The organism is Kitasatospora sp. NPDC032121 (assembly GCF_055580145.1).
Window position 1 is genome coordinate 95,644 of the sequence record NZ_JBVILX010000009.1, and the last position, 10,890, is coordinate 106,533.

Sequence of the window (10,890 nt, forward strand, 5' to 3'; positions counted from 1 at the left end):
CCGGTCGATCAGGTGCCGAGCTCGTTGTCCAGCAGTTCGAAGAGTTCGTCGTCGGTGGCCGACTCGACCTCGGAGTCGTCGTCCGCGGCTCCGTGCTCGTCCGGCGCCCCGTTCCACTTCGCCAGCAGGACCTCCAGGCGCATGGTGACGGTGCTGCGCAGGCCCCGGTCGGCCGGCGAGGCGGCCAGTGCGGCTTCGAGCCGGTCGATCTCCGCGAGGACGGACGGTGGTGCCTCACCGCCGTCCGGCATCGCGGCTCCGAGGTGCTCCGCCAGGGCGGTCGGGGTCGGGTGGTCGAACAGCAGGCCCGCGGGCAGACGCAGTCCGGTGACGGCGCCGAGGCGGTTGCGCAGTTCGACGGCCGTGAGCGAGTCGAATCCGAGGTCGCGGAAGGCCTGGCCGGCGCCCACCGCCTCGATGGAGGCGTGGCCCAGGACGGCGGCGATCTCGGCGCGGACGGTGGCCAGCAGGATCCGCCGGCGCTTGTCCGGCGAGGCCCCCGCCAGCCGCTCCGCCAGCGCGGCGGCGCCCACCCGCTCCGGCCGGCGGGCCGGGACCCGTACCAGGCCGCGCAGGATGGCGGGCAGCGGTTGGCTCAGGGCGCGGGTCCGCAGGGTGGCGAGGTTCAGCGGGACCGGGACGAGGACGCCCGCGGACCCGGTCCCGGCCGCCGCGCGGGCGGTGTCGAAGAGAGCCAGGCCGTCGCGTGCCGACAGCGGCGCCACCCCGCCCCTGGCCATCCGCGCGAGCGCCTCGGCGTCCAGCTCGCCCACCATCCCGTCGGCCCCCGCCCACGGCCCCCAGGCGAGCGAGGCGCCCGGCAGGCCCTGGGCGCGGCGCAGTTCCACCAGTGCGTCCAGGTAGGCGTTGGCGGCCGCGTAGTTGGCCTGTCCGGCGGTGCCGAGCGTGCCGGCGAGGGAGGAGAAGAGCACGAAGGCCGCCGGCTCGTACGGCCGGGTCAGCTCGTGCAGGTGGAAGGCCGCGTCCACCTTCGGGCGGAACACCCCGTCCAGCCGCTCCGCCGTCAGCGAGCCGACCAGTGCGTCGTCCAGGACGCCGGCGGCGTGCACCACGGCGGTCAGCGGGTGCTCGGCGGGCACCGCCGCGAGCAGCGCGGCGAGCGCGGCGCGGTCGGCCACGTCGCAGGCCGCCGTCGTCACCCGGGCGCCCAGGGCCTCCAGTTCGGCTTCGAACTCGCGGGCGCCGTCGGCCCGCGGCCCGCGGCGGCTGGTCAGCAGCAGGTGCCGCGCGCCGTGGACCGCGACCAGGTGACGTGCCACCAGCCGGCCCAGGGCCCCGGTCGCGCCGGTCACCAGGACGGTGCCCTCCGGGTCCGGCGCGGGCGCCGTCGGGGCGTCGGCCGCCGCCGCGCCGGGCACCGCCGCACGCTCCAGCCTCGGCACGTACGTCCGGCCCGCCCGCACCGCCAGCTGCGGTTCGTCGGCGGCCTCGGCGGCCGCCAGCGCGGCCGGCAGGGCGCGGGCGGAGTCCTCGTCGTCGTCCAGGTCGACCAGGACGAACCGGCCCGGGTGCTCCGACTGCGCGGAGCGGAGCAGACCCCAGACGGCGGCCTGCGCCGGGTCCGGCCGCACCGCGTCCGGGGCGCCGGGCGCGGTGTCCTCCGAGGTGCCGGGGGCGACGGCGCCCCGGGTCAGCACCACCAGTCGGGCCGTGTCGGACCCGGCCCGCTCCAGCCACTCGTGCAGCAGCGCGAGGGCGCGCCCGGTCGCGGCCCGGGCGGCGTCCGGCGTACCGGGCGCCGCGTCGGGCGTCCGGGGCGGGAGCGCCACCACGGTGTCGGGGAGCGCCGGCCCGGCGAACAGGGCGGCCAGGTCGTCGTGGATCTCCGGGGCGTGGCCTGCCCCCCGCAGGGCCGCCACCGGAGCGGCCTCCGCGCCGCCCAGCAGCGCCCACGAACGGGGTTCGGTGACGTCGGGTCCGGTGAGCGGCAGCGGCACCCAGGCGACCCGGTAGAGCGAGTCCGGCCGCGCGTTGCGGGCGGCGGCCAACTGGTCGGCGGAGACCGGCCGCAGGACGAGGGAGTCGACCGAGGCGACGGGGCGGCCGGCCGCGTCCGCCACCAGGAGGGACACCGCGTCCGTTCCGGCCGGGGCGAGCCACACCCGCAGGGCGGCCGCGCCGGACTCGTACCGGCGCACCCCGCTCCAGGAGAAGGGGACCCGCGCCTGGCCGGATTCGGGCAGCAGCCCGCCCACAGCGGCGGCGTGCAGCGCCGCGTCCAGCAGCGCCGGGTGAACGCCGAACCCGCCGGTCTCCGTGCCCTCGGGCAGGGCGACCTCGGCGAACACGGCCTCGCCCTGCTGCCAGGCGGCCCGCAGGCCCCGGAACACCGGGCCGTAGTCGAGCCCGAGCCCGGCCAGCCGGTCGTACAGCGCCTCGGTGTCGAGCGCGCCCGCACCCGCCGGGGGCCAGTCGGACAGCTCGAACTCCGTACCCTGGCCGGCGGCGAGCACGCCCGTTGCGTGGCTGGTCCACGGCTGGTCGGCCGTGTCGCCGTGGGCCTGGCGCGAGTAGATCGTCAGCGTGCGGCGGCCGGCCTCGTCGACGGGCGCCACGACGACCTGGAGCTGGACGGCGGCCTGCTCGGGCAGAACGAGCGGGGCCTGGATGGTCAGCTCGTCCAGGAGGTCACAGCCCACCTCGTCGGCGGCCCGCAGCGCGAGGTCCACCAGGGCGGTGCCGGACAGCAGCACGGTGCCCAGCACCGCGTGGTCGGCCAGCCAGGGATGCGTGGTGAGGGCCAGGCGGCCGGTGAGCACCACGCCCTCGCCGCCGGCCAGGGTGACCGCCGCTCCCAGCAGCGGGTGGTCGGCCGCGGCCAGACCCGCCGAGGTGACGTCCCCGGTCGCCGGGCCCGACTCCAGCCAGTAGCGGCGGCGTTGGAAGGCGTAGGTGGGCAGGTCGATCCGCCGGGCGCCGGTGCCGGTGAAGACGGCGTTCCAGTCGAGGGCGACACCGTGGACGTGGAGCCCGGCGAGAGCGGCGGTGAAGGCCTCGGGCTCGGGGCGGTCGGCGCGCAGGGCGGGGACGGCCGTCACCTCCGCTTCGGCCAGGGTCTCCTGGACCATCGGGGTCAGGCCGCCGGGGCCCACCTCCAGGAACGCCGTCACTCCCTGAGCCGCCAGGGTCCGGACGGCGTCGGCGAAGCGGACGGCGTGCCGGACGTGACGGACCCAGTACTCGGGGTCGGCCAGGTCCTCGGCGGTGAGGAGCTGCCCGGTGAGGGTGGAGACGATCGGCAGGGCCGGGGTGGAGAAGGTGACCCGTTCGGCGATCTTGCGGAAGCCCGCGAGCATCGGCGCCATCAGCGGGGAGTGGAACGCGTGGGAGACGGCGAGGCGCTTGGTCCTGCGGCCGTCGGCGGAGAGCGCCTCCACGACCTCCGTCACCGCGTCCTCGGCGCCCGAAATGACCACCGAGGACGGGCCGTTGACCGCCGCGAGACCTACGCGCTCCTCGCGGCCGGCCAGCAGCGGCACCACCTCCTCCTCCGAGGCCTGCACCGCCACCATCGCACCACCCGACGGCAGCTCCTGCATCAACCGGCCACGGGCCACGACCAATTCGGCCGCATCAGCCAGCGACAGAACACCCGCCACATGCGCGGCGGCGAACTCACCGATCGAGTGCCCGGCCAGGAAATCCGCCCGCACACCCCACGACTCGGTGAGCCGGAACAGCGCCACCTCCACCGCGAACAACGCCGGCTGAGTGAACTCCGTCCGGCTCAGCAACGCGGCGTCCTCACCGAACACCACCTCCCGCAACGGCCGCACCAAGTGGACGTCCAGGTGAGCACACACCGCATCGAACGCCTCGGCGAACACCGGGAACGACGCATACAACTCACGCCCCATCCCCAACCGCTGACTCCCCTGCCCCGAGAACATCAGGGCCGCCTTCGCCCCCGGTACCGCGACGCCGCGGACGACCGCCGCGGACGGCTCGCCGTTGACCAGCGCGCGCAGGCCCTCCAGGGCCACGGCCGTGTCCGGCGCGGCCACCGCCGCGCGGTGGTCCAGGAGCGCCCTCGACGTGGCCAGCGAGTACGCCACGTCGGCCGCCGTCAGGTCGTCACGGCCCTGCGCGTAGGACAGCAGCCTTGCCGCCTGGTCCCGCAGTGCCTCGGGCGACTTCGCGGACAGCACCCAGGGGGATGCGACCCGCCGCCCGTCCTGCGCCTCGTCGCGGCGCGTGGCCGGCCCGGCCGGTGCCTCCTCGACGATGACGTGCGCGTTGGTCCCGCTGAAGCCGAAGGACGAGACGGCGGCGCGGCGCGGGCGATCGCCCTCTCCCGAGGGCCACTCGACCGGCTCGGTCAGCAGCCGCACCGCGCCCGCCGACCAGTCGATGTGCGGGGACGGCTGCTCGGCGTGCAGCGTGCGCGGCAGGGTGCCGTGCCGCATCGCCTGCACCATCTTGATGATGCCGCCCACCCCGGCCGCCGCCTGGGTGTGCCCGATGTTCGACTTCAACGAGCCCAGCCAGAGCGGGGTTTCACGGTCCTGGCCGTACGTCGCCAGCAGCGCCTGCGCCTCGATCGGGTCACCCAGCCTGGTCCCCGTGCCGTGCGCCTCCACCGCGTCGATGTCACCGGTGGCAAGGCGCGCGTTGGCCAGTGCCTGCTGGATCACCCGCTGCTGGGCGGGGCCGTTCGGCGCGGTGAGACCGTTGGAGGCGCCGTCCTGGTTGATCGCGCTGCCGCGCACCACCGCCAGCACCGGGTGACCGTTGCGCTCGGCGTCGGAGAGCCGCTCGACCAGCAGCATGCCGACCCCTTCGGACCAGCCCGTGCCGTCCGCCCCGGCCCCGAAGGCCTTGCAGCGGCCGTCGGGGGCCAGGCCGCGCTGGCGGCTGAACTCGACGAACGCTCCCGGTCCGGCCATGACGGTGACGCCGCCGGCCAGTGCCATCGTGCACTCGCCCGAGCGCAGCGCCTGGACCGCCAGGTGCAGCGCGACCAGCGAGGACGAGCACGCGGTGTCCACCGTCACCGCCGGCCCCTCCAGGCCGAAGGAGTAGGAGAGCCGGCCCGAGATGACACTGCCCGAGTTCCCGGTGCCGAGGAAGCCCTCCACACCGTCGGGGACCTTCTGCAACGAGGAGGTGTAATCGTGGTACATGACGCCGGCGAAGACGCCGGTCCGCGAGCCCCTCAGCGTGGTCGGGTCGATGCCCGCCCGCTCGAAGGCCTCCCAGGAGGTTTCGAGCAGCAGCCGCTGCTGCGGGTCCATCGCCAGCGCCTCGCGCGGCGAGATCCCGAAGAACGCCGCGTCGAAGTCGCCCGCGTCGTGCAGGAACCCGCCCTCGCGGGTGTGGCTGCTGCCGGCCTGGTCGGGGTTGTCGCCGGAGAGCAGGCCGAGGTCCCAGCCGCGGTCGACGGGGAACTCGGAGATGGCGTCCGTGCCCGAGGCGAGCAACTGCCACAGCTCCTCGGGCGAGCTCACCCCGCCGGGGTAGCGGCAGCTCATCGCCACGATCGCGATCGGCTCGTCCCCCCGCGTCGCGGTGACCGCGGCGCTGGCGGCGGGGCGCGGTGCGTCGACCAGCTGCTCACGCAGGAAGCCGGCCAGTGCGGCGGGCGTCGGGTGGTCGAAGACCAGGCCGGCCGGCAGCCGCACGCCGGTGGCGGCCCCGAGCCGGTTGCGGAGCTCGACGGCCGTCAGCGAGTCGAATCCCAGCTCGCGGAACGCCTGCATCGGCGGGATCGATTCGGCGCGACCGTGGCCCAGGACGGCGGCGGCGTGGGTGCGCACCAGCTCCTCCAGCACCTCCTGCTGCCGGGCCCCGGGGACCCCGGCCAGCAGGAGTGACGACGCCCCGGACTGCTCGGCCGTCGACGCGGCGACCCGACGCGCCGATGCGGGCACCAGGTTCCGCAGCACGGCCGGCAGGTCCCCGGACCGGGCCGACTCCCGCAGCACCCTGGCGTCCCACCGCGTGGGCACCACGGCCGGTTCGGCGGAGCGGAGGGCGGCGTCGAAGAGCGCCAGGCCGTCCGCGGTCTCGATCGCGGCCAGCCCCGAACGGGAGATCCGGCGCCGGTCCGTCTCGCTCAACTCGCCGCTCAGCGTGCTGTCCTGCGCCCACAGGCCCCAGGCCATCGACACCGCAGGAAGCCCCGCTGCCCGGCGCCGCCGCGCCAGCGCGTCCAGGAAGGCGTTCGCCGCCGCGTAGTTGCCCTGCCCCGCACTGCCGAACACCCCGGCAGCGGACGAGAACAGCACGAACGCCGACAGCTCCAGGCCCCGCGTCAGCTCGTCGAGGAGCAGCGCCGCATCGACCTTCGGCCGGAACACCCGGTCCACCCGCTCCGGCGTCAGCGACTCGATCAGCGCGTCGTCCGTCACACCGGCCGAGTGCACGACCCCGGTCAGCGGATGCTCCGCCGGCACCTCCGCCAGCAGCGCGGCCAGCGCGTCCCGGTCCGCCACGTCGCACGCCGCCGTCACCGCCTCCGCACCCAGCGCCGCGAGTTCGGCCTCGAACTCCGCCGCATCCGGCGCCTGCGCGCCGCGACGGCTCACCAGCAGCAGGTGCCGCACGCCGTGCTCGGCGACCAGGTGGCGTGCCACCAGCCGGCCGAGCGTACCGGTCGCACCGGTGACCAGCACCGTGCCGTCCGCCGCGAAGGGGACGGCAACGGCCGGGTCCTGAGCCGCCCGCGCGAGACGCGGCACCGACAGCTCACCGCCCCGTACGGCCACCTGCGGCTCGCCCAGCGCCACCGCCCCGGACAGCGCCTCCCGGAGATCCCGCTCCCCGAGCCCCGGTTCCACATCCACCAGCACGAACCGACCCGGGTGCTCCGACTGAGCAGAGCGCACCAGGCCCCATACCGCGGCCTGGCCCGCATCGAGACCACTCGCGTCATCCGCACCCACCGCGACCGCACCACGGGTCACCACGACCAGCCGAGAGTCGCCGAAACGCTCTCCGCCCAGCCACTCACCGAGCAGCCCCAGCACGCCGCACACCGCCGCGCGCACACCCTCGGCACCCGGACCCGACGGCGGGCACTCCACCGCCACCACCCCGGGCACCACAGCACCGGCCGGCAGAGCCGCCAGATCCTCGCGGACCTCCACCTCCACGGGCTCACCAGCCGCGACCGACCCCGGCACCCACTCCACCCGGTACAGCGCGTCGCGCTGCTGGTCGCGCGCGGCGGCCAACTGCTCCGCGGCCACCGGGCGCAGCACCAGCGACTCGACCGACAGCACCGGCCGACCGGTTCCGTCCGCGGCCGAGAGCGACACGGCGTCCGCACCGGCCCCGGGAACCGTCGACGGGGCCAGCCGGACCCGCAACGCGGTCGCACCGGTGGCCGTCACGCTCACCCCGCTCCACGCGAACGGGACCCGCCCCTCGCCGCCGTCGGCGACGAGGTCGCCCAGGGCGGCGGCGTGCAGTGCCGCGTCCAGCAGCGCGGGGTGCACACCGAAGCCGGTCACCCCGACGCCCTCGGGCAGCGCGACCTCGGCGAACACCTCGTCCCCGCGCCGCCACCCGGCGCGCAGGCCCCGGAACACCGGGCCGTAGGCCAGGCCCAGTTCGGCGAGGCCTTCGTACACCGCGTCGACGTCGACCTCGCCGGCGCCCGCGGGGGGCCACTCGGACAGCTCGGACTCGACGCGCCGCCCCTCCCCCGCCGGCTGAGCCGCCGTGAGCACACCGGTGGCGTGGCACGTCCACGGCGCGGCGGCCGTGGCGTCGTCGGGCCGCGAGTAGAGCCGCACGGAGCGGCGGCCGGATCCGTCGGCGTCGTCCACCAGGACCTGGAGCTGAACGCCGCCCTGTCGGGGCAGCAGCAGAGGTGCTTCCAGGGTCAGTTCCTCGACGCGGTCACAGCCCACCTGGTCGCCGGCCCGGACCGCCAGGTCCACCAGGGCCGTACCGGGCAGCAGGACCGAACCCATCACGACGTGGTCCGCCAGCCAGGCGTGCGTGCCGAGCGACAGCCGGCCGGTCAGGAGCACACCGTCGCCGTCGGCCGGTGTGACCGCGGCACCCAGCAGCGGGTGGTCCGCCGACCACAGGCCCGACCCGGTGAGGTCACCGGCGGCCGGGCGGGTGTCGAGCCGGTACCGCTCGTGCTGGAAGGCGTAGGTGGGCAGGTCGACGCGCCGGGCGCCGCGACCGGCGAAGACGGCGTTCCAGTCGAGGGTGGTGCCGTGGACGTGGAGCTGGGCCAGGGCGGTGGTGAAGGCCTCGGGCTCGGGGCGGTCGGCGCGCAGGGCGGGGACGGCGACGGCCTCCGCGTCGGCCAGGGTCTCCTGGACCATCGCGGTCAGGCCGCCGGGGCCGACCTCCAGGAAGGACGTCACTCCCTGAGCCGCGAGGGTCCGGACGGCGTCCGCGAAGCGGACGGCGTGCCGGACGTGACGGACCCAGTAGTCCGGGTCGGCCAGGTCCTCGGCGGTGAGGAGCCGGCCGGTGAGGGTGGAGACGATCGGCAGGGCCGGGGTGGAGAAGGTGACCCGTTCGGCGATCTTCCGGAAGCCCGCGAGCATCGGCTCCATCAACGGCGAGTGGAACGCGTGCGAGACCGCGAGGCGCTTGGTCCTGCGGCCGTCGGCGGCAAGCGCCTCCACGACCTCCGCCACCGCGTCCTCGGCGCCCGAAACGACCACCGAGGACGGGCCGTTGACCGCCGCGATACCGACGTGCTCCTCCCGGCCGGCCAGCAGCGGCACCACCTCCTCCTCGGAGGCCTGCACCGCCACCATCGCACCACCCGAGGGCAGCTCCTGCATCAACCGGCCACGCGCCACGACCAGTTCGGCGGCGTCCGCCAGCGAGAACACCCCGGCCACGTGCGCGGCGGCCAACTCACCGATCGAGTGCCCGGCCAGGAAGTCCGCCCGCACCCCCCACGACTCGGTCAGCCGGAACAGCGCCACCTCCACCGCGAACAACGCCGGCTGGGTGAACTCCGTCCGGTTCAGCAGCTCCGCGTCCTCGCCGAACACCACCTCGCGCAGCGGGCGTTCCAGGTGGGCGTCCACCGCGGCACACACCGCATCGAACGACTCGGCGAACACCGGGAAGGACGCGTACAGCTCACGCCCCATCCCCAGCCGCTGACTCCCCTGCCCCGAGAACAGCAGGGCCACCAGACTCCGCGGTGCCACCGCCCCGACGACCACGCCCGGGGCGGACTCGTTCCGCGCCAGGCTGCCCAGGGCGTCCTGCAGCGCCTCACGGTCCGCCGCGACGATCGCCGCCCGGTGGTCGAGAGCGGCCCGTGTCGTCGCGGTGGAGAAGCCGAGGTCCGCCACCGTGAGCCGGGGGTCGGCCGTCGTGCGGGCGAGGAGACGTGCCGCCTGGTCGCGCAGTGCCGCCGGGCTCTTGGCCGCCAGCAGGACCGGGGCCGGCGGCTCGGCCGCCGACAGCGGGCTCGGGGCCGGAACCGACCGGGGCTCGGCGGCCGACTCGTCCTCGTCGGCCGCCGGGGCCTGCTCGACGATGACGTGGGCGTTGGTCCCGCTGAACCCGAACGAGGAGACGGCGGCGCGACGCGGGCGGTCGCCCGCCGGCCACTCCACCGGCTCGGTCAACAGTTCCACCGCGCCCGCCGACCAGTCGACGTGCGGGGTGGGCTCGTCCACGTGCAGGGTCTTCGGCAGCAGCTCGTGCTGGAGCGCCTGGACCATCTTGATGATGCCGCCCACCCCGGCCGCGGCCTGGGTGTGACCGATGTTCGACTTCAACGAGCCCAGCCACAGCGGACGGTCCTCGGGCCGGTCCTGCCCGTACGTCGCCAGCAGCGCCTGCGCCTCGATCGGGTCACCCAGCGTCGTCCCCGTACCGTGCGCCTCGACCACGTCCACGTCCGCGGCCGACAGCCCGGCACTCGCCAGCGCCTGACGGATCACCCGCTGCTGGGACGGACCGTTCGGCGCGGTGAGACCGTTCGACGCACCGTCCTGGTTGATCGCGCTGCCGCGCACCACCGCCAGCACCCGGTGCCCGTTGCGCTGGGCGTCGGACAGCCGCTCCAGCAGCAGCATGCCGACGCCCTCGGACCACCCGGTGCCGTCCGCGGCGGCCGCGAAGGGCTTGCAGCGGCCGTCGGCGGCCAGGCCCCGCTGTCGGCTGAAGTCCACGAACGCCGTGGGGTTGGACATCGCGGTGACCCCGCCGGCCAGTGCCATCGTGCACTCGCCCTGCCGCAGCGCCTGCACCGCCAGGTGCAGGGCCACCAGCGAGGACGAGCACGCGGTGTCCACCGTCACCGCCGGGCCCTCCAGACCGAAGACGTAGGACACCCGGCCGGAGACGACGCTGGCCGCGCTGCCCGTCCCGATGTAGCCCTCGACGTCCTCGACGGCCCGCTGCAGGACGGCCCCGTGGTCGTGGTACATCACGCCGGTGAACACGCCGGTCCGGCTGCCGCGCAGCGAGGTCGGGTCGATGCCCGCCCGCTCGAACGCCTCCCAGCAGGACTCCAGCAGGATGCGCTGCTGGGGGTCCATGGTGAGGGCCTCACGGGGGGATATCTCGAAGAGGCCGGCGTCGAAGAGGTCGATCCCGTCGAGGAATCCGCCCTCGCGCACATGGCTGGTGCCCCGGGTGTCGGGGTCGGGGTCGTAGAGCGCGTCCAGGTCCCAGCCGCGGTCGGCGGGGAACCTCGAGATCGCGTCGCCGCCGTCCGCCAGCAGTCGCCAGAGGTCCTCCGGCGACGTGACGCCGCCGGGGTAGCGGCAGCTCATCGCCACGATCGCGATCGGCTCCTGCTGGGCGTCGTCCAGCTTCTGGAGACGCTCGCGGGCCTCGTGCAGGTCCGCCGTCACTCGCCGGAGGAAGTACCGGAGCTTTTCCTCGTTGTTCACCTGAGGCCACCCTCTTGCAGATATCTCGTGGAGC

Annotated in this window: 1 protein-coding gene; it reads right to left on the reverse strand. The window is 75.4% G+C overall.

Annotated elements, in window-relative coordinates:
* Nucleotides 1-8: 8 nt before the first annotated feature.
* On the reverse strand, nucleotides 9-10,856 hold the full coding sequence (locus ACZ5OX_RS22910) for a type I polyketide synthase (RefSeq protein WP_465632473.1): 10,848 nt from the start codon (nucleotides 10,854-10,856) through the stop codon (nucleotides 9-11).
* Nucleotides 10,857-10,890 lie beyond the last annotated feature (34 nt).